Below are 324 nucleotides of genomic sequence, written 5' to 3'. Positions count from 1 at the left end.
TTGCAAAGTGCGTGAGGGGCCGCAGGTGTGCACGGCAACCCCCGCCGCTTGCCCCGGCCGCTTGCCCCTGCCCCAGGGCCAGGCCCCAGAGTGGGGCCGTGCACGAGGACTTGATCACCATCGGGGAGCTGTCCGCCCGGACCAGGCTCAGCCCCAAGGCGCTGCGCCTGTACGGGGACCGGGGGCTGCTGGCGCCCGCCCGGGTCGACCCGGACACCGGGGTCCGCCGCTACGGCCTCACCCAGGTCGAACGGGCGCGCCGGATCGCGCTGCTGCGCGCCGTCGGCATGCCGCTGGCGCGGATCGCGGCGGTGCTCGACGCGG

At 76.2% G+C, this 324-nt stretch carries 1 protein-coding gene; it reads left to right on the top strand.

From position 1 onward, the window contains the following. Positions 1 to 98: 98 nt before the first annotated feature. Positions 99 to 324: MerR family transcriptional regulator (locus tag BI06_RS14020; protein WP_149030406.1), on the top strand; the 226-nt coding region annotated here is incomplete at its 3' end.

Source organism: Kitasatospora sp. MBT66 (genome assembly GCF_000710405.2).
In the GTDB taxonomy this organism is placed as follows: domain Bacteria; phylum Actinomycetota; class Actinomycetes; order Streptomycetales; family Streptomycetaceae; genus Kitasatospora; species Kitasatospora purpeofusca.
Note: the sequence above shows the minus strand (reverse complement) of the source record. Positions and strands in the feature narration are given on the sequence as shown.